Raw genomic sequence first — 23,994 nt, 5'->3', positions numbered from 1 at the left:
ATCATCACAATCAATAGATCAATAAAAAACCCCTTTAGAATAAAGTTCTTAAAATAATCTTAAAAAGGAAAAATTAAAGAAATATGGCATATAATTTGTTAACATTCAAATGTTATTTTTAACAATTTTTAACAATTAAATTCCATTATCTTTTATGAAAAAAAATTTTGCGGGAAAGGCAAAAAATAAGACTTTTCTCGGGATGTTTGCATTGATGAGTGCAACTTCAGTTTTATTGAACAGCTGTAATTTCAAGAATGAAGTGAATGAAAAAGTGAATTCACAAGAACATCCTACCGCAGAAATGGTCCCCAGAATAGATGATGAGAATGTAGATCCTGATAAAAGAGTGATCTACCTTACTTTTGATGACGGCCCGAATCAGGGAACAGAAAACCTCTTAAGAATATTAAACAAAAGGAATGTGTGTGCTACCGCCTTTCTGGTTGGAAAGCATACTTATGGAAGCAAAAGACAAAAAGATGACTTTCAACTCTTAAAACAAAGTCCTCTGGTTGAACTTGCGAACCATAGCTTTTCTCATGCTCATAATAAATACACGGATTTTTATAAAAATGCTGAAGCTGTAGTTCATGATTTTGATGTTGCGAAAGACAGTCTTAAGCTTTCTGATAAAATCGCCAGGACTCCCGGAAGAAATATCTGGAGGCTCAATAATATTAATGTGACCGACATCAAAAGCTCCACTGCCGCAGCAAATGGTCTGAAAAATGCCGGCTACAAGGTAATCGGATGGGATCTGGAATGGAGACCAACCCACAAAATGACTTTGAAAGGGAGCCATGAAGCGATGCTTAAAAAAGTAGACAGTATCTTCCTTAATGATCTGGAGAAAACTTCAAGACATCTTGTTTTCCTTACGCATGATCAATACCTTAGAGACACAGACTCTATCAATGAGCTGGATCTGTTTATTGAGAAACTACAGAAAAGCAACAAATTTGTGTTTAGAAAGATTTCTCAATATCCGAAAATCAATGAGGTGCTGAATTAATTTTATAAAAAGTAAAATCAGCTCACAGCTGGTAACTGTCAACTAATTTTCGGAAATTTGCATTTATGAGTAGTAAAGAAAATTATCAGAATATAAAAAATCAACTTCCAAATGATGTACAACTGGTTGCTGTTTCAAAAACGCATCCGGTTTCTGCAATACAGGAGGTTTATGATCTGGGACAAAGAGTTTTTGGAGAAAACAAGGTTCAGGAACTGATGGAGAAATCCCCTCTTCTGCCTAAAGATATTCAATGGCACCTTATTGGCCATTTGCAGACCAACAAAGTCAAGTATATCGCTTCTTTCATCGATACGATTCAAAGTGTAGATTCAGAAAAACTATTAGCTGAGATCAATAAAGAATCCGGAAAAAACGAAAGAATCATCAAGGTTTTGCTTCAGGTAAAAATAGCAGCTGAAGATACAAAGTTCGGGCTTGAAATTTCAGAAGCTAAAAATCTGTTTCAACAGTATATCGACGGCAATTTTCCCCATGTTGAAATTACAGGCCTGATGGGAATGGCAACTTTTACAGAAGATGAGCAACAGGTCAGAAAAGAATTTTTAACTTTAAAAAGCCTTTTTGATGAATTAAATCAACTAAAAACATTAAATACCTTATCAATGGGAATGAGTGATGATTTCCCGGTAGCGATTGAATGTGGTGCTAATTCTGTAAGAGTTGGATCGGCAATTTTCGGGAGGAGAGATTATTCAAAATAGTTTTTTTAGGTACGATTTTTGCTAATAATTGAAACAAAAAATTTAAATTTGCAACTATGCAAAAAATCCTTATAGTAGAAGACGAAAAAGCAATATCGGGAGTACTTCACAGTATTCTTTCTGATGAACTGACAGATTATGAATTTGTTATCGCCGAAGACGGCCTTGAAGGCTACAAACAGGTAGAAAAAGAAGATTTCGCTTTAGTGATTTCTGACATTAAAATGCCTAAACTTTCAGGAACTGAGCTTCTAAAGCAAAGTCTTGTATTAAAGCCTGAAACTACTTTTATCATGATCTCAGGTCACGCAGACATCGATTCTGCTGTTTCTTGTTTGAAGGATGGCGCATATGATTTTATTTCCAAGCCTATTGACATCAACAGACTGATCACCAGTGTAAAGAATGCTCTGGTAAAGGAAACGCTGAAAAAAGAAAACAAAAATCTTCAGACTGAAAATAAAACGCTAAAGAAAAAAGTAAACAAAAAATACCAGATGATCGGTACTTCTCCTGCGTTGCAGAAGATTCAGGATATGATCGAAAAGGTAGCTGTTTCTGATGCGAGAGTTTTAATTACAGGACCAAATGGTGCCGGAAAAGAATTGGTAGCCCACGCTATTCATAATCAAAGTGAACGTGCAAGAGGCCCGATGATTGAGGTAAACTGTGCTGCAATTCCATCTGAACTGATTGAATCTGAACTTTTCGGACACGTAAAAGGGTCTTTTACGGGTGCTATTAAAGACAAACAGGGAAAATTCGAGCAGGCTAACGGCGGTACTATCTTCCTTGATGAAATTGGTGATATGAGCCTTATCGCTCAGGCTAAAGTATTGAGAGCCCTTCAGGAAAGTAAAGTTTCTCCAGTAGGTAGTGATAAAGAAATAAAGGTTGACGTAAGAGTTATTGCGGCGACCAATAAGAATATGCAGAAGGAAATTGAGGAAGGAAAGTTCAGAGAAGATCTTTACCACAGACTTTCTGTAATTGAAATTTATGTTCCACCATTGGATGAAAGAAAAGAAGACATCAAATTGCTGGTTGAACATTTCTCAGGTATGATTGCTGATGAGCATGGTACTGCGGTGAAAAAGTTTGATGATAAAGCTATTGATGCTTTAAAAGTGCTTTCATGGACTGGAAATATCAGAGAACTAAGGAATGTTGTGGAGAGATTGATCATTCTTGGTGGAAACACTGTTTCTGAAAGTGACGTTGCAAGTTTTGTAAGGAAATAATAAAGCTATTATTTACAATATTATAAAAATTTGCAGTGATCACTGCAAATTTTTTTTTGCGTCAATTTGAATTATAAACTATATGAATCTTAAAATATTATGAACTTTTTAAACAAAAACTATACGAAAGAATGCCTGACGTTGGCTCTACCTGTGATGCTTACCCAGGTGGGGCAAGTTTCAGTCAATTTATTCGACAATATTATTGTCGGACAACTTTTAGGTGCTGATGCTCTGGCATCGGTATCATTAGGAAATGCGGTATTTTTCTCTATATTCGTTTTGGCATTGGGATTCTCATTTGCCATTCCGCCGCTGGTTTCGGAGGCTCATTCCAAACAGGACCATGCGACGATTAATTCCGTATTCACTCATGGGTTTGTGATCAATATGTCTGTGGGAATCATTCTGATGGTCGTTCTGTTATTGGGAATGCCACTACTCTATCATTCCGGACAGCCGGCAAAAATCATTCCGGATACCGTTGGTTTTTTAAGCATTATGGTGGTGAGTATGGTACCATTTATGGCCTTTCAGACGCTTCGTGAGGTTTCAGAAGGCCTTTCCTATACCATAGGTGTTACGAAGGCTACCATTATTGCCAATATCATTAATATTGTTTTAAATTATGTATTTATCAAAGGGCTTTGGGGAATTCCGCCAATGGGTGTTAAAGGATCGGCTTTAGCGACTTTAATTTCCAGAATTTTCATGGTTGTTTTCCTTTATTTTGTCTTGCTTAAAGAGGAAAGAACGAGACGTTATATCAAAGATTTCTCTTTAAAAATGCAGGATTTCTCTAAAAAAATGTTTGATAAAATGGTAAAACTGGGATTACCAACTGCTTTACAGATGTTCTTTGAAGTTACAGCATTTGCAGGTGCGGCATTTATCTGCGGACTTATTTCTGCTCATGATATTGCTTCACACCAGATTGCGTTAAGTATGGCTTCCTTTACTTTTAACTTATGTGTTGGCTTCAGTGTAGCCTCTACGGTAATGATCGGAAGAAAACTTGGGGAACAAAACTTTGTTGAACTAAGAAAGGTTGGAATTAACAATTTGAAAATTGCATTTATATTCATGTGTATCTGCGGATTTGTTTTCATTTTGGGCAGAAACATATTACCCACTTTCTTTACTAAAAAAGAAGAGGTAGAAGTAATCACTTTAGCTTCAAAACTGATGATTATCGCTGCTTTATTCCAACTTTCAGACGGAATTCAGGTTACAGCTTTAGGAATGTTGAGAGGTTTGCAGGATGTTAAAATACCCTCTATTTACACTTTCATCGCCTACTGGGTGATCACCATTCCATTAGGGTATTTCTTCTGTGTAACACTGAAAATGGGAGCTTTCGGAATGTGGATTGCGCTCGGACTAGGGTTAACGGTGTCAGCTGTATTCCTGGTGAAACGATTTTTAAATATGTCTGCGAAACGAATCAAGCAGAATATAGAGGTGAAAGCCCCTTAATATATTAACGCAGAGTTTTGAGCTCTGCGTTTTTTTATTATTTTTGGCTGCTTTAAATAATAAACATGAAAAAAACACTAATCTTACTCGCTTTATACGCAGGATCTCTATATCAATCTCAAACCAACCGGTTTACTTACGAACTTCAATATCGAAAAGATTCGTCAAAAGAATACAGAACAGATTTAATGAATTTAGACATCAGCCCTAAGTCGGTTAAATTTTATGACAGAAAATTTGCAGATTTTGATATCAAAAATAAGGAAGCCAATCAATCGATATCCCATTATAGTACAAAGACAGATCAAGTTATAGAAAGGAAACCGGATTCTTTTAAAAACAACTGGTACAGAGATTTTTTTGATTATTTTGTGGTGAAAACAAATGATGAAATGAGCTGGAAGGTCCTTCAGGAAACCAAAGAATACAATGGTTATAAACTTCAAAAAGCCACAACAGATTTCGCCGGCAGAAGCTGGAATGCATGGTTTTCTAATGAGATTAATATCAAAGAAGGTCCTTATAAATTCAGAGGGCTTCCCGGGCTAATTTTTATACTGGAAGATAAAGATCAAAATTTTGTGTATAAGTTGGTTAACAATGAAAAACTCAGTGCAGATTATGACACCAAAGATTTTGTAGAAACTCACTATGGTAAATCAGCTATTCCGATTAGTAATGAAAAATTCAATACATATATTGAAGAAATTTACCAAAATCCTACCAGGATGTTTGCAGAAGGAATAAAGAATGGCAATAAAGCTACCTTTAAAAATGAAACCGTAGAATCTGTTGAAGAGCTAAACAAGAAAAAAGAAATGCTTCAGAATGGTATCAAGGGGCGATTTATTTATATTGAAAAGGATAAAGAGCCTGTTTTCAAAAATTAAATAAGAAGAAAACAAGAAAAGCGGTCTTAGAGGCCGCTTTTGTATTTTTAACTGATTCTCTTTCCTAAGATCTTCAGACTTCTTTCAATGCCATCCAAAACAGCAACATCCGGTAATGTTCCCCAGTCTTCAAATCCAAAATGCCTGAACAACTTTAAACTTGGCTCATTGTGAAGAAAGATAAGTGCTACCAGATTATTAACCCCGAATTTTCCTGCGTTGTCGATACAATATTGGAGAATTGTTTTTCCATATCCTTTACCCCGGCAAATTTCATCCAGATAAATACTTACCTCTACCGTTCCGCTATAAGCCGCCCTTTCATGGAATGAGCTGAAACTCACCCATCCTACTGTCTGATCTTCAGCATCTTCAACCACCCACAGCGGTCTTGTTTCAGGATTATGTTCATCAAACCACTGCTGTTTACTTTCTACTGAAACTTCTTCAACATCCGCTGTCACCATTCTTGAAGCGATTGTAGAATTGTATATTTCTACGATTTTCTTTAAATCACTTAACTCAGCATTTCTGAACTTTAATTCTCCCATTGAAACCATAATTATTCTATTGCAAAAATAACAAATTTACAAAGCACCCCCTTAAAAAGAATAAAATTTTGATTTTAGCAATAAAATAAATACCACCGCCTAAAAAATCTACATCAAAAACCTACAAACCATCATTTATCCATTACTTTTTGTAAAATTGAAATTTCAAAATGGGTTTATTTAGTAATGCTATTTGACTTTAATTATATTCAACATCCAACTTAGATTGGAAAAAAAATATTAAAATGTCTTTTCTCTTTTAAAAAAAACTCAAAATATTAAAATTACAAGAACATAATAGAGTGATCTCCTCATAAGTATTGCTTTAAGTTGGCGTAAACGCTATTTTTGATCAGAACACAATTGAAATGTAACCACACACAAATATGAAAAAAAATACCTTTTTACTTGTATTGATATAAGTGATAAGGAGAGTTGGGAAAGTATTATTAAAGGTTGTCACTTTTATGATATATACCACACTCACTTTTATCATTGCGTGGAAAGCTATTTCCCTGCCATCCTGATAGTTTCCCGGTACAATAACGAGATTATTGCTCTCCCATTTAAAATTCGTAAAATAGAAAATTCTGAATATTCTGATCTTACCTCTGTGTACGGATATTGCGGACCCATATCTAATTTATGCTTTAAAGAAATTTCAAAAGAACACTTTACATTATTAAGAAATTTCTTTTTAGATTTCTGTAAAACAAATAAAATAGTTTCTGTTTTTAGTCGTCTGCATCCAATTGTAGATTATGGTTCTTTTTTTAGTGAATTTGGAGAAATCTCAATTCTAAATAAAACTGTCGTTATTAACTTGCGGCAATCTCATGAAAAGCAATATGAATGCTATCGAAAATCTACAAAATATGAAATTAGGCGTCTTGCAAAACAAGGATACACGATTACTGAAGCCCACAAACCTGAGGAGGTTGATGATTTTATTAAAATCTATTATAAAACTATGTCAAAAGTAAATGCCTTCGAACGTTATTATTATGACAAAAATTATTTTTATAAATTTCTAAATAATATTGATTATCGCATAATGTTACTTCTAGCAAAAAAAGACAATAAGCTGGTAGCAGGAGCAATTTTCACAATAGTTGGTGACATTATGCAATATCATCTGGCAGCTACAATGGATGAATATATTAAAGATTCACCAATGAAACTAATTATTAATGAGGCTAGAAAAAAAGCGAATTCTTACAATCTTAAATATCTTCACTTAGGCGGAGGTTTCGGAGGAAAGGACAACGATAATTTATTTTTATTTAAATCCGGATTCTCTAAAGATTTTCGCCAGTTTTCAATTTGGAAACTCATTGTAAATGATACACAATATAATAAACTTGTACTCATCAGAAATCTACATCAAACAAAAAACAATTTTTTTCCTCTATATAGATTGTAATTAGCATTTAATTCAAAAAATTTCATCAGATATAAATTTTATTTGTCTATTCTAAATCCTTTAAAATCCTGTTCAAACTTCTCACAGTAATTCCCAGATACGCAGCCATATCTTCTTTTGATATCTGAATACCCTGTTTAACCTGCATTTTAAGAAGCTGCAATAAGGTATGTTCCGTTGTATACAGCTGTTGATAAGAAGCCCTGCTGGAAGTATTAATGATCCGGTCCGCAAAGACATCCAACAATAGATTATTTAACGCAATATCATTTTGAATTAAATCCTTAAAGTAAGGGATAGATACTGCATAGACAGACACTTCAGTAATTGCTTCAATACTGCACAAACAGTTGATGCTTTTAATCAATTCCACTTCGCCGATAATTTCACCGCTTCCCAGAAATTCAACGATGTATTCTTTCCCGTTTTCTTCTTCAAAATAACATTTGGTGATGCCTTCTTTTATCAGCATTACCTTCGAAGATTTTTGATTCTGCACCAATAGTTGTTCGCCTTTATCAAATGATTGTATGGCAATATCACCCTGGTGACTACCCTTTTGATAAAGTTCTTGGAAATAATTTAAAAATGTTTGGTTCGTCCGTAACATATTTACCCGGGACAAATGTCCTTGTCTGATTTATTTTTTATCATGAATTTTGCGAGTAGAAAATTACAAAACAAAAATGAATAATCATATCACCACCATTGCTTTTGATGCAGATGACACGCTTTGGATCAACGAACCTTATTTTCAGGAAGCTGAAAAGGAATTCTGTATACTGCTGGAAGATTATCTACCCCAGCACTCCGTATCACAGGAATTATTTAAAACCGAAATGCAAAATCTTCATTTATACGGATATGGTGTAAAAGGATTTATGCTTTGTATGATAGAAACAATCAACAGGGTTTCAGATGGTACAGCTTCTCTTCAGCTTGTTGGAAAAGCCATTGAATTAGGCCAGGACCTTCTTCAAAAACCTATTGAACTTTTAGAAGGCGTCACGGAAACCCTTGAAAGTTTAAAAGGAAGATACAGACTGGTAGTCGCAACCAAAGGTGATCTGCTGGATCAGGAAAGAAAACTCAAGAATTCAGGATTACAGGAATATTTTCATCATATTGAAATCATGAGTGATAAGAAAGAACATGATTATAAAAAGCTACTAAAACACCTTGACTGCCAGCCGGAAAACTTCCTGATGCTTGGAAACTCTATAAAGTCAGACATTTTACCGGTACTGGAAATTGGAGGATCTGCGGCACATATTCCGTATCATGTGACCTGGACTCATGAGCAACATGAACATCATTTGGAACATGAAAATTTTATGGAACTAAAGCATATTAATGAGATCTTAAACCACCTATAAATCAAAACTTCCCTATTATATTTTTGAATTAAAATAGGCTGTTTACGAATAAACAGCCTATTTAATTATTATTTTTTCAGACACTTTTCAAGGAACTGATCCTGTTCCCATAGAAGATGTAGAATATTTTCTTTAGCCTGATAACCGTGGGCTTCTTTTGGAAGAAGAACCATTTTTACCGGTGCACCCAGATTTTTCAATGCCTGGAAATATCTTTCCGTCTGCAGGGTAAAAGTTCCCGGATTGTTATCTGCATCACCATGTATCAGCAGCAGTGGAGTTTTCATTTTGTCAGCATGCATAAACGGAGACATAGTATTGTAAATCTCCGGAACATCCCAATAATTTCTTTGCTCCGTCTGGAACCCGAAAGGAGTCAATGTTCTGTTATAAGCCCCGCTTCTTGCGATACCACAAGCAAAAAGATTAGAATGGGTCAGAAGATTAGCTGTCATGAAAGCACCATAAGAATGCCCTCCTACAGCCACTTTCTTTTTATCGATATATCCCAACTGATCTACGGCATCAATAGCCGCCGCCGCATTAGCCACGAGCTGAGTAATGAACGTATCATTCGGTTCTGTTTTTCCTTCGCCGATAATTGGGAAAGCTGCGTCATCCAACACCGCATATCCCTTGGTCGTCCAGTAGATAAAAGATCCATAAGAAGGGAATGTGAAGTCGTTTGGATTTTGGGTATTCTGTCCTGCTGTATTTTTATCTTTGTATTCCGTAGGATAAGCCCAGATTAGCAAAGGAAGCTTTTCTTTCTTCGCCTTTCTATCATAATTTGCAGGAAGATAAAGCGTTCCTGTTAATGTAACACCATCATTTCTTTTATAGGTTATTACTTCTTTATAAACATCTTTTATACTTTCAAACGGATTTGCAAAAGCCGTCACAGCTTCTGTTTTGTTTGATTTGATATTCTTTTTAAAATAATTCGGATATTGACTTGAAGACTGCTGGGTTGTTAAAATTTCACCTTTTGAAGGGTTTAAAATATCAACAATTGCTTCTTTGCCATTTTTCAGATTAGAAGTATAGAGCCTTTTCTTTTTCAACGATGTAATATCCATTTCATCAATGAACGGATGCTGGCCATCTTTCGTAAAGCCATCTCCAATCAGGTAGGCCTTCCCTCCTTTCATGTCAATAACCATTCTTCCATACTGGTTTTTAACTGTATTAAAATGTCCCGGGTCGCTATACACATCCTGAGAATTTCTATCGTCTATAACCTTTGATTGTCCATTTTTAAGGTCTACGAGAAAAGATTTTTTATTTCTTGTATCATACCATTCTTCAGAAACCACAGCGTAATGATCATTGGTCCAATCTACATCTTCATATCGTTGTTTTGTCTTAAAAAAAGACTTTGGTGCAGCAGTGAACGGAGCTTCCCATGTAAAGATTTCATCTCTGTATTCTGCTGTTTTATGTTGGTCACCGCCGTCCAGAGCTTCAGCAAAAACTAATGTTGCCGGAGCATCGCTTCTCCATGTCATGTCTCTTTTCCCTGTTCTTACTGATGAAAACCCTTTTGGCATGATCTCATTCAAAGGAACTTCATTGATTACCTTTACAGCATTTCCTTTCATGTCATATACCGTAGTTGTCATTGGAAATCGATTCAATGGAACAATATAAGAGAATGGTTTTTTAATAACAGTGGTCATTAAATAATTCCCGTCCGGAGAAAGACTTAATCCGGCATACATATCCTGATCTTTCACTTTTTTCAAAGTTCCGTTAAGATCAACGTTTTGAATTTCAGAAGCGGTAAGAACTTCAAAATTTTTCTCATCCTGAGGATTCTTTAAAAGGTCCTGATACGTTCTGTTTTGTGAAACTTTTCCATCCGCTGTTGAGACAATTGGCCCTGTCGGAAGGTCTTTACTGGAATCAATAAGTCCCGGTCTGTTCTGAGGAAGTGTTTTAATCAATAAGCTTTGAGAATCATTATACCACAGATAAGGCATTCCTAAGTTGGCATTCAGATTATCATTCGTTATTTTCTTAGCAACAGCGGTTTCAAGATCTATTATCCAAAGCTCTACTCCTTTATTTGTCGTATTGGTAAAGGCCAGTTTCTTTTCGTCCGGCGAGAATGAAACATACGTAATCTTTGCTCCTGAAGGAAGATTTTTTACCTGTATTTCATTTTTATCATTGATTTTTCTGATTTTTAAATCATTAAAATAGGTAACAGTACTTGCAATATTGGTAATAGGATTGATTCTTAATCCTCCCAGCTTCATTTCCTGTTGGCTAAGGTCCTGCAGTGTCTTATAGGTCGGACGGTAAGTGAAAACGACCCAATCTTTTTTATTGTTCATCAAGACACTTGGTGGTCTTTGATAATCTGCCAGTTTTAAGATTTCTACAGAGGGTTTTTGATACGTAATATTCTCCTGTGCATCATAAAAATTGAGAAATGCCAAAAGGCAAATAGTCAGTTTTATCTTCATATAAATTCATTTTCCACGAATTTAGTGAATTTTAGAAGATTTATAAAATTCAAAAAAATAACACACCTAATAGTGTCATATTATATTTTTTTACTACTTTTATATAACAAAATTAAAGCAATATGAAAAATTTAAGAAAATTATCAAAGGGAAACCTAAAAACAATTCTTGGAGGAAGTGCTCCACTATGTGATTCAGGCTATATGGCTTGCAGAGTAAGAGACGAAAACGGAGCTCTGATCTGGGAATGCTTACCTAATTGCAATTATTAAAACAGAAAAAGGCACCTTAAAGGTGCCTTTCATTTATTGTTGCATCTGTGTTACCAGTCTGAAGCTCTTTTTCTTCTTTCTATCATATGATCTACAGAGAACTTTCCGGCTCCGCATGCCATCAGCAGCAGATAAACGGAAAGATATACAAGGCTTAATTCTATTTTATCAAAAGGATCTGCACCATGCACTACAAAAGCTGCCATTACCATTGTAAAAATCAGGAAGCCTAAGGAAACTCTTGTAAAAAGTCCCAATATAAGTAAAATAGAACATACAAATTCTGCAAACACTGTAAGAATCAAAGAAATCTGGGGTCCAAGTCCCATAAAATCAAAAAACTCGATTTTACCGCCTGCCAGTAACATTTGAAGTTTTGGAAACCCATGAGAAAGCATTGCAAAACCTACAAACACTCTCACGACCAATAAAACAATATCTTTAAGTATTGAGCTCGAATTTGAATTATTATAGTTCATTTACTAAAAAATTTAGACTAAGGTAATAAAAATCTTTTAATACAAAGGGGTTTACAGCATTTTTAGTTTATCTGTAACCAAAATTTTTCAAGTCACGATCGTTCTTTCTCCAGTCCTTTTTCACTTTTACAAATAGGTTCAGGTGAATTTTTTTAGAAAAGAACTTTTCCAGGTCCATTCTGGCTTCAGTTCCTACTTTTTTGATAGCCTCACCTTTATGACCGATGATAATTCCTTTCTGAGTATCTCTTTCCACGTAAATGATAGAATCTATAAAGATAATTCCCTCCTTTTCCTTAAACTGTTCGGTCACGACTTCTACAGAATACGGAATTTCTTTATCATAATTCAAAAGAATTTTTTCACGAATTGCTTCATTGACGAAGAATCTTTCCGGTTTATCCGTATACTGGTCTTTATCATAGTATGGCGGATTTTCCGGAAGTAAAGATTTTATTTTAGGTAAGATAATTTCTGTATTAAAAGCATTCAATGCTGAAATAGGAAGAATCTCTGCCTTTGGAATTTTATTGTGCCAGTCTTCTACCAGTTTTTCCAGACCAGGCTGATCGGTTTGGTCTACCTTATTTAAAAGAAGAAGTACAGGAACAGGAATTTTATTTAATTTATCAATCAGGAATTCTGAAGGTTCTGCTTTATCGGTTACATCTACAATAAACAGGAATACGTCAGCATCCTGTAAAGAATCTTTTACAAAATCCATCATCTTCTCCTGAAGACCATATTTTGGATCCAATACTCCCGGAGTATCTGAAAATACGATCTGAAGATCTTCTTCATTATAAATCCCAAAAATTCTGTGGCGGGTTGTCTGAGCTTTCTGCGTTACAATCGCTAACTTCTCACCCATTAATTGGTTAAGAAGTGTTGATTTTCCGGCATTGGGCTTTCCAACTATATTTACAAATCCAGCTTTGTGCATAAAAATAATGTTACGAACTGCAAAGTTAGTAAAACAAAATTGGTCTTTCATCTTAATCTCAATATTTAAAAGAAAAAAGAGAGTTATTGATCTCTGTAATGCATTACAAAAGGAAAATACATTATATAATTTTATGACAAATTCGCAATTTCTGAAACATTTTATTTGTCTTCCTATAAAAGATCTAAACAATTTGAAACAGATCAAATATTTTGTTGAAATTCCTTCGGAATGAAAAACCTGGTGTATAATTTTGTTCCGTACATTCTACCATGATTTTATTTTTTTCAAACTAAAGATTTATTTTCCTGCAAAAACCACAGAATTATTTTGTATTGCATTACCTAAAACTGATACTTTTGACTATTAGAATTTATCTTTATGGACATAGACCAGATTCTTGATCAGATTTACCTTCTGCCCGAAGCCTCTAAAGCAAGTTTAAAAGAACACATCACTGAAGTTTCTTATCCAAAAGGTTTTTGCCTGATGGAAGCCGACAAAGTAATACCATACGTTTATTTTATTCGTAAAGGAATCGCCCGTGCCTACAAATCTACTTCAGATAACGATATTACGTTTTGGTTCGGAAGTGAGGGACAATCTGTACTTTCTATGAAAAGTTACGTGGAAGATAAACCCGGCTATGAAAGTATTGAACTTTTGGAAGATTGTGACCTTTACAGGCTGGAAACGGAGAATCTTAAGAAGTTTTTCAACGAAGATATTCATATTGCCAACTGGGGACGAAAACTGGCTGAAGCAGAAATGATAAAATCTGAAGAGCTGATTATCTCAAGGCAATTCAAAACTTCTTTGGAACGTTATAAGGACATTATCCGATACCAGCCGGATCTTCTTAAGAGAGTTCAACTTGGACACATTGCTTCCTATCTTGGAATTACGCAGGTAAGCTTAAGCAGAATCCGTGCGGAAATTAAATAAGCGATGTTTAAGGCTGAAAGCTGGAAGTCCTTGCAGTCTATAAAATCTTATACCATCCTATTAATTAATGTAAAGTATTTTTTAAGTTTTGGCTAAAGCCAATGGAATTGTTATTTATATTGAAAGCGGACTAAAGTCCGCTCCTATTGATATTGTAGCGTAAATACTATTGACAAATTATTCATTAAGGAACAATTAATAACCAGCTCCTAACTACTTCCCCAACAATAGTTTCTTCCTGATAAAATTTCAGGATATCACACCTGCAGATTAACACAACTTCCTTACTACACTATCATTTTTTAACAATTGTAAAATTTTTTCTCCTTTAAAATCCTGAAATTTGCTGTAGAAAAATTTACAAAATGAATTGGATAATATTAGTTATCGCGGGATTATTTGAAGTAGCGTTCGCTTCTTGTCTGGGAAAGGCTAAAGAAACGTCAGGAACAGAGATGTACCTTTGGTACACAGGATTTCTGATAACGATGACTATCAGTATGCTTTTGCTTATCAAAGCTACTCAGACACTACCTATTGGTACTGCATATGCTGTATGGACGGGTATTGGAGCGGTAGGAACTGCTTTAATGGGAATTTTCTTCTTTAAAGATCCTGTAAGCTTCTGGAGAATATTTTTTATTGTAACGTTAATTGGTTCGGTAGTCGGATTAAAAGCTGTTTCGTCGTCACATTAAAAACCCTGAATAAGGCATAAACATCTATCTATATTTAAAAATGAAACCGTCTTCAGCGTGAAGGCGGTTTTGCTATTTAAAACCTTTTTATATCTTTGCGCAAATTTTTAACCATGAAAAAAACTCTACTTCTTTTACTGGCTGGAGGCTTACTCACAGCTCAGCAAACTTCCGAATTATTAGGTACTAACTGGTACATCTCCAAAATGGTAACAAGCAGCGGGCAAACTACCAATACCCCTTTAATTGATAACGGAGTTCCCGCAACCACAATTAGCTCTGCAGGTGGAACAAGCTATGTTATTAATTCCAAGTATTACAATACAGCCACGATGCTCTTTTCAATAATGCCCGGCAGTAATAACCTTATCAAAACAGCTCAATCGTTTACCCAGCTATTTTATAACGGAGGAAATGCAGGTGCTGTACGAAACTATGACCAGAAAAATGTTGATATTTATGTCAACGGAGGTTATGCATCCCTATATAATTACCAGATTACAACCAATGGCAACGTGAAGACGCTGGTTATTACAGACCCTTCCGGAAATAAGATTTTTTATAATAACACAGCTAACTTGAGTACTAAGGAAGTGGAAGCTGTAAAGAAAACATTCAAAGCTTATCCAAATCCGGTAAAGGAAATTTTATATATTGAAAATGTAGAAAGAAATCTTCCGATAAAGATCTATGATTTGTCAGGAAAGCTTGTCCTTGAAACGAAAACGAGTGACAGAAAAATGTCTGTTGATACGAACAACCTTCAAAAAGGTCAGTACATCTTAACAATAGAAAACTATCAGTCTTTTAATTTCACAAAAGAATAAATCGTAAAAGTATTTACTGTATAATAAAAACACGTCTTCAGAATCTGAAGACGTGTTTTGCTTTTATTTTTTCGAAACTATAGGTAAGATTTCATTTTGTCTTAACCCATATTTTCTTATTTCTTCTTCTGTAAATTTTTGCGAATAGAAATTCTGATCGACTTCAAAACCGGTTTTTCTTAAGCGGTCAAAATAGTCCATTCCGTACCAACGAACATGATCGTATTGCCCGAAATGTTTTTGACGCTCTTTCGGATCCTTGATGGTGAAATCTTCGTAGGTTTTTTCCAGAGAGTTTTTCATCGGAACCTGAAGAATTCCCCAGCCACCCGGTTTCATTACTCTGTACAACTCGCTCATTGCTTTTGCATCATCTTCAATATGTTCCAGAACATGATTACAAAATATAATGTCGAAGGTTTCATCTTCAAATGGCAGATCCAGAATATCAGCCTTTACATCTACGATAGGAGAATATAAATCGGCAGAAATATAATTCAGATTGCTCATTCTCTTAAATTTCCTAAGAAATTCCTGTTCAGGAGCAATATGCAGGACTTTATAATTTTTGATGAAAAAATCAGTCTCATTCTGAAGATACAACCACATCTGGCGGTGTCTTTCCAGGCTTAAAGTTCCCGGAGAAAGTGCATTTTCTCTCTGTTTCCCATATCCATACGGAAGAAACTTACGGTAAGATCTTCCATCAATTGGATCATAGAAGTCTTCGCCTTTGAAAAACTGATAGATCAAAGGTCTTGCCCAGATACTTAGTTTAATAAGCATCGGACGTGGAATTTTATTCAGTAAAAGCTTCGTGATCTTTTTCATTAAAAATCCAGTTGGAACTGCTTTTCTTCATCACTTACAATTCCCAATGCTTCATATACATATTCAAATGTGGAAAGCAATACCGGTTTACCATTGATAACAGCTACATCATGTTCAAAGTGAGCAGAAGGCATATTATCCAACGTAGTCACCGTCCATCCGTCATTATGGAATTTTACTTTTTCAGTACCCATGTTAACCATCGGTTCGATAGCAATTGCTAAACCGTCTTTGATGATTTTTCCACTTCCTTGTCTTCCATAGTTGGGTACTTGAGGATCTTCGTGCATCTTTCTTCCTAATCCGTGTCCTACAAGTTCTCTTACCACTCCGTATCCTTCTTTTTCACAATGTGCCTGGATAGCGTGAGAAATATCTCCGATTCTTTTTCCTCTGATACACTGCTCAATTCCTTTATAAAGGGATTCTTTAGTAACCTGTAATAGTTTTTTAACCTCCGGTTTTACTTCACCAATTTCAAAAGTGTAGGCATGGTCTCCTACAAATCCGTTTAAAATAACTCCACAGTCTACAGAAAGAACATCTCCTTCTTTTACCACATCGTTATTAGGAAAACCATGAACAACCTGATCGTTTGGAGAAATACACAAAGAGTTCGGGAAGCCTCCGTATCCTAAAAATGCAGGTTCAGCGCCATGATCTTTGATAAAATCATGTGCCAGTTTATCTAAATATAAAGTTGTAATCCCCGGTTTAATTTCTTTCGCCAACATTCCCAATGTTTTAGATACTAATCGGGCACTCTCCTTCATCAGACGTAATTCGTCTATCGTTTTTAATTGAATCATTGTATTAATCTTACCAATGTATTAGTGTATAAGTGTAACAATAGGTGTTGATCAATCGGTACACTTTTAAATTGTTATATTTTCTACCAGAAAAGACCTTTTTTCTTTTCCTTTTTTAGTTTTGAATAGGCAAGAACTTCTTTTCCTTCCACACGGAATTCTATTCTTTCCTGAATAATATTATAGATTTCGCCCCATCCCGGAAACCCTCCAAGGTTTCTGTCATCAATGAACCAATCTGCATCTAATTTTCTGGATTGATTTTCGGAATCAAAAACCTCTCCTTCAAAACTTGAATTCACGGCATAAAATTCTATTCCGTTTTGCTTGCAGAATTCTACAGCTTCATCTAACGTTTTTCCATGTCTATATGTCCAAAGAATGAGTCTGTACCCTTCTGTTTGCAGTCTTCTTAAAGTTTCGAAAGCGAAAATTTTAGCCTTCCCAATTGCCGGATAAGCATCATCAACAATAGTTCCGTCAAAGTCAACAGCAATCTTTTTATTATTTAACATTTTGTTCTTTTTTTAGCTTTGCAAAGATAAGAAATAAAAAAGAGTGCCAAAAAGAAAGGCACTCAATACTTTTATAATTTAAATAATAATATGAACTACTAGCTCTTCACCCAGCTAAACTGGAACTGAAGATCCGGAGTAGAAACTCTGTCGGTGATTTTCTGTAATCTTCCCGGAAGCTTCATCAGATACTCCTGAGCTTTTTCTGCTTTTTCTGTAAGACCTTTTACATGTTCAATCTTCCATTCGTCCAACAGATCTTTCATAATATTAATATAATCTTGTCCTGTATACACCATACATCTCTGTGCAGCGTCTGAAAAATGTCCCCAAAGTTCTCCTGCTTTCTGCCCTGATTGTCTCATCAGGTGAGCCGGCATTACGATTTTCTTACGCATCATATCTTCAAATGCAAGAATCATTTCTGAAGGATCAATTTCAAGGATTTTAGCAACAAAATGCTTGTAAGCTTTGGCGTGTCTTGCCTCATCTGCAGCAATTACCCCACACATTTTAGCAAGTTTTCCGTTTCCGGACTGTTTTGCCAATGTACCTACTCTTCTGTGAGAAATATTGGTTGCTGTTTCCTGAAAACTTGTATAGATAAAGTTTCTGTAAGGATCCATACTGGTTCCCAGATCAAAACCATCGTTGATTAAATATTGAGTGGTAATTTCAACTTCTCTCATGTTGACTCTTCCACACAGATAAAGATATTTGTTTAATAAATCTCCGTGTCTGTTTTCTTCTGCTGTCCATGCTCTTACCCAATTTGACCAACCTAATCTTTCTTCCTGATTGATCCCATCAACTCCCATTAGCCAAGACTCATAAGAAGGAAGAGCTTCTTCGGTAATACAGTCTCCGATCAGGGTTACAAAAAGGTCGTAAGGCATTTCACGTGCAAAAGTCTGAATTTCTTCTAAATCGTATTTAAATTCATTGCTTGAAGGATCTGGTAAATAATCGGAAGGCTGCCAGATCTTTTCGATTGGCGTTAAAAATTTCTCAAGAAAAGAACCTACTTCCTTTTCCAATATTCCCATTACTTCTTTCCTAACAAGCTTTTGATACATTTTACTATTCAGTTTTAATTAACAAAGATATGATTTATTTATTATTTGGCGCATAATAAAGTATGCAACTCATACCTTATCTGACATAAATCATAAAAAAATGCTGATCTATAAGTATAACGGCATTTTTTTAACAATATTATTGAATTTTAGTTAGCTAAAATCTCTCCGGTCATCGTATCTGGTATTTGCACACCCATTACTTTTAAGATTGTAGGCGCTACATCGCCCAGTTTGCCGGGCTTCAGGCTCCATGTATGATCTTTATCCATTACAATAAAAGGAACCAGATTCGTAGAGTGCTGAGTATTTGGAGTTCCATCTGCATTAATCATGACATCAGAATTTCCGTGGTCAGCAAGAATGAATACTGCATATCCGTTTTCATAAGCTGCGGTCGCTACTTTTTCAATGCATTGATCTACCACTTCGGCAGCTTTTACAGCAGCCTCAAAAACACCTGTATGCCCTACCATATCTGTATTGGCAAAATTTAAACATACAAAATCAGCGGTTCCCTGCTCTAATTCAGGTACAATCGCATTGGTAATGTCGTATGCTGACATTTCAGGTTTTAAATCATAGGTAGGAACATCCTTCGGACTTGGGCACAATAATCTCTTTTCTCCGTTGAACTCCTCTTCTCTTCCTCCTGAAAAGAAAAAGGTAACGTGAGGATATTTTTCGGTTTCGGCGATTCTGATTTGTGTTTTTCCGTTTCTTTCCAGTACTTCACCCATTGTTTCTGTCAAAACATTTTCGTCAAAAACAACCTGAACATTCTGGAATGTTTTGTCATAATTGGTTAATGTAACATAGTAAAGGTTCAGTTTACGCATTCCAAATTCAGGAAAGTCTTTTTGTGAAAGCACTTCTGTAATTTCTCTTCCTCTGTCGGTACGGAAATTAAAACAGATCACCACATCATTGTCAATGATCTTTGCAACCGACACTATATTTCCTGTTTCTGTGGTATGAACTAAAATAACAGGCTTTAAGAATTCGTCGGTTACATTATTATCATAAGAAGTCTTGATGGCATCCAATGCATCAGTTGTTTCAAATCCAATTCCCTCAACCAGTGCATCGTAAGCCAATTTTACACGTTCCCATCTCTTGTCTCTGTCCATCGCATAATACCTTCCTATCACTGTTGCCAGTTTTCCTGTTGTAGCATCCATATGCTTCTGAAGCTCATCAATGAATCCCAATCCTGAATGTGGATCACAATCTCTACCATCTGTGAATGCGTGTACAAAAACGTTTTCATTCAGTCCAAATTCTTTGGCAGCAGTTAATAATCCTTTTAAATGATTGATATGTGAGTGTACTCCTCCATTGGAAACCAATCCGATGAAATGTATTTTTTTATTTTCTCTTTTAGCATATTCAAAAGCATCCTGAATCACTTTTTCCTGACCCAGCGTTCCGTTTTCCACTGCCATATTCAGTTTAACCAGATTTTGGTAAACCACTCTTCCTGCTCCAAGGTTCATGTGACCTACTTCGGAATTCCCCATTTGTCCCGCAGGAAGCCCTACAGCCAGGCCGCTTGCTTCCAATGTGGTGTGCGGAAATTTTTGATAACAGCTATCTATAAATGGTGTATTGGCTTTGTCTATGGCAGAAACGTTTGGGTTTGTTCCCAATCCCCATCCGTCAAGAATTGCTAATATTGCTTTTTTTGACATTTTGTAAAACTTTTGTTATACAAATTTACCTAATTTCCGACGAACAGAAGAATTTGAGGTCCTTAATTTTATTGATTGGTGATCAACAAGCAGCTTCTCTTAAAGTCATCGACTTTAACCCTGTCAAAGTTTAAAACCTTGACAGGGGTTAAAAATTGAAATTTCGTTGATTATTTCAGTTCATTAATCAGTAAATCTTTTTAATTTTGCGGTATGGATTTACGAGATCAATTGAAGAACCTTTTTCCTGAACATGAAGAGCAGGATTTTGAAATGCCTGAAGAACAATTCAAGCAGAAGGAGCCTTTGGTATGCAAATTTGAGAAAAAAGGCAGAAACGGTAAGCCTGTAACTATTGTTGAAGGCTGGGAAGGCAGTGAGGAAGATTTGAAGAAAATATCAAAAAAAATAAAAACCACCTTAGGAATAGGCGGCTCTGAGAAGGATGGAACGATCATCATTCAAGGGGATAACCGTGACAAAATAATGAATATCCTTAAAGAAATGGGATACAAAACCAAACGTGTTGGCGGGTAGATTTAGAAATAAATCTGGGTCTCCGGCAGTAAGGTTTTCAACTTTTCAATAGTAGATTTTTCTATAGGATTTCCTGTAAGAATTAAAGTTTTCAGCTTTTTAAGGTGTTTGATTTCTACAGGAATATCTTTTAAATTATTGTTGGCCAAATTCATACTGGCTACATTTTTCAGGCCTTTGATGGCAGGAGAAATTTCTGTGATATTATTTCCACTTACGTTCAGAAATTCAAGATTCCGGGCTTTAAAAAGGTTTTCGGGAAGTTTTATAATGGCATTCTGCTGTAGTTCGAGATATTTTAAATATGTTGGAAAAGATAAATTCCCCAAATCATTAATCTGATTATCCGCCAGGTTTAAAAACTTAAGGTTTTTGATCTGATCAAGTCCATTGCTGATAAAACTGATCTGATTTCCCTGAAGATTAATTTCTTCCAAAGCAGGAATCTCCATGAGTGCCTCAGGAAAAACATTCAAATTGTTAGCATCAAAATGAACGACTTTTAAATTCTGAAGTTTTGCAATATTGGGATTAATATGGCTAAGGCTATTGAGATTCATAGAGAATGTCGTCAGTTTTGTAAGTTGACTTATTTCATCCGGAATATATGTAATGCTGTTTTCATTGATATTTAAAATCTGAAGATCTTTTAGCGCAAATATCTCCTTATCCATTTTCTCCAGTTTATTAGCCATAATATTCAAAAAGAATATCGAATTGAGCTTCACAATCTGAGGAGGCAGATTGAATAATCCTTTCTCTCTGAAACTCATACTGTAAACAGTTTTTGTACTGCTCAATGCTTCGTCAATATTAGTATACGTAGGATATTTTACAGGATCAATCTGAGCCTTGGCCAGGGAAAGAGAGGCAATACCAATGAGTACAAAAAGTTTTTTCATAAAGAGAAAAGTTCCTGCGGCAACGAAGTTGCCGCAGGAACTGATGTATTAATAGTTTATTTCTTTAAAAGTTTCACGGTCTTTTGGAAACCTCCTTCTGCTTCAATATTTAAAATTAAAACTCTGGATGATTCCAATTGCTGCGTGAAGTCAAGGCTCAATGCTTTGTTTACACCGGTAAACTTGTTTGTGTAAACAATTTTCCCATCGATACTGTAAGCCGTTACAGCAATGTTTTTCAATCCTTTTTCTGAATTGATTTTCACCATTCCTGAAGTTGGATTCGGTGCTACCGTTACGGTACTTTCTGCTGTTTTGCTTTCAATAGTTCCTAAAGAACCTTCAATTCCCAAGTTATTTTTAAGTGCAATCACGATTGTTGCTGATTTTCCTCTGTAGTCGATTGTATTACCTGTAGCATCAACATCTGTAGCAATTGTTGAGTCAGGATGCTGGATAGAGAAGAAACCGAATTTGTGATCTGGTGTAAATGTAAGCCCTGTAGGCTCTGATCCTGCCGGCATAGAGGCAAATAGTCTTACTTTTGGATTAGCTTGTGTATGATCCGGAGCGATTACCCAGATATAATTTTTACCACCATCCTGGAGAACCCAAAGGTTTCCAAGTTCATCAAAAGTAAGGTTATCATTTCCATCTCCCCATGCTTCAGATTTCATCCCTTGTGGAGTATTGAAAGAATACACAGAATTACTTCCTCCCACAAATGTTTCTACCTGTGAAGCGGTAGTTCCCTCATCTTTTAATCGGTATACTTTATCCAGACCTTTTGCTGTAAAATAGATTTTTCCATCCAATGGGCTGATATCTACATCTTCTACTCCATTGAATTTTGTACCTCCTAATGACAAAGCATTTGTTGTGGTATTATTTTGATCTGCCTGAATTTTATTAGGAACCTTTACCCATGTTGCAGTAGTTCCTGCCGGATCTCCTCCTGTCGTTAGTCCCTGATCTAGTTTCAGCACATATAAATCTCCTGAAGAAAGGTTATTTGGAGTATCCATTACATATTTATATACCATATGAGTTCCTCCGTCTTCACCGTAGTACGCTATAGTTCCAGCACTATTAATCACCACGTTTTCGTGGTTCATAATTCCCATCTGCCAAAGCTTCCCCTTAGAACCATTTGGATTTTTAGAAATCACCTGAGCAGTTGCCGGATCAATTTCAACCAGCCATCCGTAATCTTTGTATCCATCACCATTCACATCATTCGAGGTCACAGACTCTTCTGCCGTTACTACAGTTCCCCATGGAGTAATTCCCCCTGAACAGTTTCTGATAGTTTGTACCAAACTAGGATCTGAGAAACTTACCGCCCTTGATCTTGTTAACTGCCAAAGCTTTGTTGAAGCATTATAATTAATTTCCGCCATGGTAACCCCACCAGGATTTGTTTCATGGTTTACAGAAAGATATCCGTTTGTGCTGCTTCCTGATTTGGCGACGTATCCTGTAAAGTCGTTTTGTCCTCCTACTAATCCGCCACCTTCAGTGTAATTATCACCTTCTTTCAGGATAAGCTGGTATTTGTGTTCTGCCGGGATGATCAGTTTGTTGGTTTGCGCTGTAGGTACAATTGAAGTAAAACAGCTGATGTGAGTCGAATTACAAGCTACCGGTGTAGTTGTGTTAGGTGCTGTTTTCAGGTAAGCATCAATTCTAAGATCTGAACTGGTAACACTTCTGTTATGAAGTTCAACAGAAATTCTGTTAACTCCGTTTACAAATTTTGATTTTGGAATAGAAAAGATGTTATACACATTCTCCGCAGCTCCGTCAATTGTTGTGCTGGACAATGTGCTGAACGTAATTGTTCCTGCAGGCATATTGTCTCTTATCACTTCTTCTCCGTTCAGATAAACCACGATACCATCATCTCTCATCACTCCCAATTCCATATTATCGGAAAGAGTGGATAAATCTACCGTGAAATCTTTTGCAAAATAAGCTGTAATAAGCCCGGAGTTGATCGTCGTTGTTACAGGATCGCCATATCCTAACGGTCCGTTTCCGGTAGCCCAGGAAGAGACATCATAGGTTTTACCTTTCCATCCATCCGGTTGTGCCTGGTTGTTGTCTTTGTAGCTCCAGGATGTTCCTTTATCAAAGATTAAGGTTTGTGCATGCATGGTAGTGCCTGCAAATAGAGCCAAAGCTCCAATTGTTAGTAGTTTTTTCTTCATTTTACTTCTATTTTTAATACCCTGCAAAACTATTTTTTTCAGGCTGCTACTCTGTTAATTGGATTTTAAATATAGATCGGGGAATATTAAT

General features: G+C 35.8%; 24 protein-coding genes. 12 read left to right on the top strand and 12 right to left on the bottom strand.

Annotated features, from left to right (window positions below; translation table 11 throughout):
- Positions 1 to 154 precede the first annotated feature (154 nt).
- From EG342_RS16450 to EG342_RS16430, 5 genes are all read left to right on the top strand, one after another.
- Positions 155 to 1,015, top strand: coding sequence for a polysaccharide deacetylase family protein (locus EG342_RS16450; protein ID WP_103293666.1), 861 nt, complete (start codon positions 155 to 157; stop codon positions 1,013 to 1,015).
- Positions 1,016 to 1,080: 65 nt separating this feature from the next.
- A complete protein-coding gene (locus EG342_RS16445; RefSeq protein WP_103293667.1) occupies positions 1,081 to 1,740 on the top strand; it encodes a YggS family pyridoxal phosphate-dependent enzyme in 660 nt (219 codons plus the stop codon).
- 56 nt (positions 1,741 to 1,796) lie between these two features.
- On the top strand, positions 1,797 to 2,981 hold the full coding sequence (locus EG342_RS16440) for a sigma-54-dependent transcriptional regulator (protein WP_103293668.1): 1,185 nt from the start codon (positions 1,797 to 1,799) through the stop codon (positions 2,979 to 2,981).
- A gap of 99 nt (positions 2,982 to 3,080) precedes the next feature.
- On the top strand, positions 3,081 to 4,457 hold the full coding sequence (locus EG342_RS16435) for an MATE family efflux transporter (RefSeq protein WP_103293669.1): 1,377 nt from the start codon (positions 3,081 to 3,083) through the stop codon (positions 4,455 to 4,457).
- 65 nt (positions 4,458 to 4,522) lie between these two features.
- Positions 4,523 to 5,347, top strand: a complete 825-nt coding sequence (locus EG342_RS16430; RefSeq protein ID WP_103293670.1) for a GLPGLI family protein — start codon at positions 4,523 to 4,525, stop codon at positions 5,345 to 5,347.
- Positions 5,348 to 5,394: 47 nt separating this feature from the next.
- Here EG342_RS16430 and EG342_RS16425 read toward each other — a convergent pair whose 3' ends face one another.
- A complete protein-coding gene (locus EG342_RS16425; RefSeq protein WP_103293671.1) occupies positions 5,395 to 5,898 on the bottom strand; it encodes a GNAT family N-acetyltransferase in 504 nt (167 codons plus the stop codon).
- A gap of 613 nt (positions 5,899 to 6,511) precedes the next feature.
- Here EG342_RS16425 and EG342_RS16420 point away from each other — a divergent pair.
- Entirely contained in the window at positions 6,512 to 7,321 is an 810-nt protein-coding gene (locus tag EG342_RS16420) for a GNAT family N-acetyltransferase (protein ID WP_164465197.1), read from the top strand.
- A 46-nt stretch (positions 7,322 to 7,367) separates the two neighbouring features.
- Here the strand turns inward: EG342_RS16420 and EG342_RS16415 are convergent, their stop codons facing one another.
- Positions 7,368 to 7,931 carry a Crp/Fnr family transcriptional regulator gene (locus EG342_RS16415; RefSeq protein WP_103293673.1) on the bottom strand — a complete coding sequence of 188 codons (564 nt, stop codon included), beginning with the start codon at positions 7,929 to 7,931 and terminating at the stop codon, positions 7,368 to 7,370.
- A 76-nt stretch (positions 7,932 to 8,007) separates the two neighbouring features.
- On the opposite strand from EG342_RS16415, the gene EG342_RS16410 reads away from it, so the two are divergent.
- Positions 8,008 to 8,697 carry an HAD family hydrolase gene (locus EG342_RS16410; protein ID WP_103293674.1) on the top strand — a complete coding sequence of 230 codons (690 nt, stop codon included), beginning with the start codon at positions 8,008 to 8,010 and terminating at the stop codon, positions 8,695 to 8,697.
- Positions 8,698 to 8,765: 68 nt separating this feature from the next.
- On the opposite strand, the gene EG342_RS16405 is transcribed toward EG342_RS16410, so the two are convergent.
- Complete coding sequence (locus tag EG342_RS16405) at positions 8,766 to 11,168, bottom strand: S9 family peptidase (protein WP_103293675.1); 2,403 nt, start codon at positions 11,166 to 11,168, stop codon at positions 8,766 to 8,768.
- Positions 11,169 to 11,290: 122 nt separating this feature from the next.
- Between EG342_RS16405 and EG342_RS25210 the strand changes: the two genes are divergently transcribed.
- Positions 11,291 to 11,440 (top strand): bacteriocin-like protein, encoded by a 150-nt coding sequence (locus EG342_RS25210; protein ID WP_164465196.1) that lies wholly within the window; start codon positions 11,291 to 11,293, stop codon positions 11,438 to 11,440.
- A 50-nt stretch (positions 11,441 to 11,490) separates the two neighbouring features.
- Here EG342_RS25210 and EG342_RS16400 read toward each other — a convergent pair whose 3' ends face one another.
- Positions 11,491 to 11,919 (bottom strand): DoxX family protein, encoded by a 429-nt coding sequence (locus EG342_RS16400; RefSeq protein ID WP_103293676.1) that lies wholly within the window; start codon positions 11,917 to 11,919, stop codon positions 11,491 to 11,493.
- Positions 11,920 to 11,986: 67 nt separating this feature from the next.
- Positions 11,987 to 12,862, bottom strand: coding sequence for a GTPase Era (era, locus tag EG342_RS16395; RefSeq protein WP_103293677.1), 876 nt, complete (start codon positions 12,860 to 12,862; stop codon positions 11,987 to 11,989).
- 381 nt (positions 12,863 to 13,243) lie between these two features.
- On the opposite strand from era, the gene EG342_RS16390 reads away from it, so the two are divergent.
- The 3 genes from EG342_RS16390 (at position 13,244) to EG342_RS16380 (ending at position 15,332) form a co-directional block, all read left to right on the top strand.
- Positions 13,244 to 13,807 carry a Crp/Fnr family transcriptional regulator gene (locus tag EG342_RS16390; RefSeq protein WP_103293679.1) on the top strand — a complete coding sequence of 188 codons (564 nt, stop codon included), beginning with the start codon at positions 13,244 to 13,246 and terminating at the stop codon, positions 13,805 to 13,807.
- A 365-nt stretch (positions 13,808 to 14,172) separates the two neighbouring features.
- Positions 14,173 to 14,505: a DMT family transporter gene (locus EG342_RS16385; RefSeq protein WP_034736545.1), complete on the top strand. Its 333-nt coding sequence runs from the start codon at positions 14,173 to 14,175 to the stop codon at positions 14,503 to 14,505.
- 113 nt (positions 14,506 to 14,618) lie between these two features.
- Positions 14,619 to 15,332 (top strand): T9SS type A sorting domain-containing protein, encoded by a 714-nt coding sequence (locus EG342_RS16380; RefSeq protein ID WP_103293680.1) that lies wholly within the window; start codon positions 14,619 to 14,621, stop codon positions 15,330 to 15,332.
- Between the two features lie 63 nt (positions 15,333 to 15,395).
- Here the strand turns inward: EG342_RS16380 and EG342_RS16375 are convergent, their stop codons facing one another.
- The 5 genes from EG342_RS16375 to gpmI form a co-directional block, all read right to left on the bottom strand.
- Positions 15,396 to 16,163, bottom strand: coding sequence for a class I SAM-dependent methyltransferase (locus EG342_RS16375; protein ID WP_103293681.1), 768 nt, complete (start codon positions 16,161 to 16,163; stop codon positions 15,396 to 15,398).
- Complete coding sequence (gene map / locus EG342_RS16370; protein ID WP_103293682.1) at positions 16,163 to 16,972, bottom strand: type I methionyl aminopeptidase; 810 nt, start codon at positions 16,970 to 16,972, stop codon at positions 16,163 to 16,165. Before map ends, EG342_RS16375 begins: the two co-directional genes overlap by 1 nt.
- Positions 16,973 to 17,055: 83 nt before the next feature.
- Entirely contained in the window at positions 17,056 to 17,487 is a 432-nt protein-coding gene (locus EG342_RS16365; RefSeq protein ID WP_103293683.1) for a BT0820 family HAD-type phosphatase, read from the bottom strand.
- A 98-nt stretch (positions 17,488 to 17,585) separates the two neighbouring features.
- Positions 17,586 to 18,563 (bottom strand): acyl-ACP desaturase, encoded by a 978-nt coding sequence (locus EG342_RS16360; RefSeq protein ID WP_103293684.1) that lies wholly within the window; start codon positions 18,561 to 18,563, stop codon positions 17,586 to 17,588.
- Positions 18,564 to 18,712: 149 nt separating this feature from the next.
- Positions 18,713 to 20,254: a 2,3-bisphosphoglycerate-independent phosphoglycerate mutase gene (gene gpmI / locus EG342_RS16355; protein ID WP_103293685.1), complete on the bottom strand. Its 1,542-nt coding sequence runs from the start codon at positions 20,252 to 20,254 to the stop codon at positions 18,713 to 18,715.
- A 213-nt stretch (positions 20,255 to 20,467) separates the two neighbouring features.
- On the opposite strand from gpmI, the gene EG342_RS16350 reads away from it, so the two are divergent.
- Positions 20,468 to 20,791: a translation initiation factor gene (locus tag EG342_RS16350; RefSeq protein ID WP_103293686.1), complete on the top strand. Its 324-nt coding sequence runs from the start codon at positions 20,468 to 20,470 to the stop codon at positions 20,789 to 20,791.
- A 2-nt stretch (positions 20,792 to 20,793) separates the two neighbouring features.
- Here EG342_RS16350 and EG342_RS16345 read toward each other — a convergent pair whose 3' ends face one another.
- Together EG342_RS16345 and EG342_RS16340 are read right to left on the bottom strand one after the other, a co-directional pair.
- Entirely contained in the window at positions 20,794 to 21,693 is a 900-nt protein-coding gene (locus tag EG342_RS16345) for a leucine-rich repeat domain-containing protein (RefSeq protein WP_103293687.1), read from the bottom strand.
- Positions 21,694 to 21,749: 56 nt separating this feature from the next.
- Entirely contained in the window at positions 21,750 to 23,903 is a 2,154-nt protein-coding gene (locus EG342_RS16340) for an alkaline phosphatase PhoX (RefSeq protein WP_103293688.1), read from the bottom strand.
- Positions 23,904 to 23,994: the final 91 nt, after the last annotated feature.

Source organism: Chryseobacterium lactis (assembly GCF_003815875.1).
In the GTDB taxonomy this organism is placed as follows: domain Bacteria; phylum Bacteroidota; class Bacteroidia; order Flavobacteriales; family Weeksellaceae; genus Chryseobacterium; species Chryseobacterium lactis.
The sequence above is the reverse complement of the archived record's forward strand: the minus strand, read 5'-3'. Positions and strand labels throughout refer to the sequence as shown.